The organism is Exiguobacterium sp. s142, from assembly GCF_018618455.1.
In the GTDB taxonomy this organism is placed as follows: domain Bacteria; phylum Bacillota; class Bacilli; order Exiguobacteriales; family Exiguobacteriaceae; genus Exiguobacterium; species Exiguobacterium aurantiacum_A.
This window is the reverse complement of the sequence record NZ_JACSMB010000056.1, coordinates 1-323: the sequence shown is the minus strand read 5'-3', so window position 1 is coordinate 323 and position 323 is coordinate 1. Positions and strand designations below refer to the sequence as shown.

Annotated in this window: 2 tRNA genes; both read right to left on the bottom strand. The window is 49.5% G+C overall.

The window, feature by feature from the left end:
* Window positions 1-98: 98 nt before the first annotated feature.
* A tRNA-Ala gene (locus KNP77_RS15880) sits at window positions 99-171 on the bottom strand.
* A gap of 23 nt (window positions 172-194) precedes the next feature.
* Window positions 195-271, bottom strand: a tRNA-Ile gene (locus KNP77_RS15875).
* Between the last annotated feature and the right edge of the window lie 52 nt (window positions 272-323).

Here is a 323-nt window from a genome sequence, read left to right as displayed (position 1 = left end):
CCTTGATCTAGCGTTTCTAAGACACACGGTCCGAACGGACCATGCATATTTTTCTTGGTTTGATGTCTTGATGAATCTTCAGTTTTCAAGGAACAAAGTGGAGCCTAGCGGGATCGAACCGCTGACCTCCTGCGTGCAAGGCAGGCGCTCTCCCAGCTGAGCTAAGGCCCCATATAAGGGTATTCTCAAAAAAATGGTGGGCCTAAGTGGACTCGAACCACCGACCTCACGCTTATCAGGCGTGCGCTCTAACCAGCTGAGCTATAGGCCCTCATAATTTGATTTGTCGAGAGATTTGGTCTCTCAAAACTGAACGATGGGCA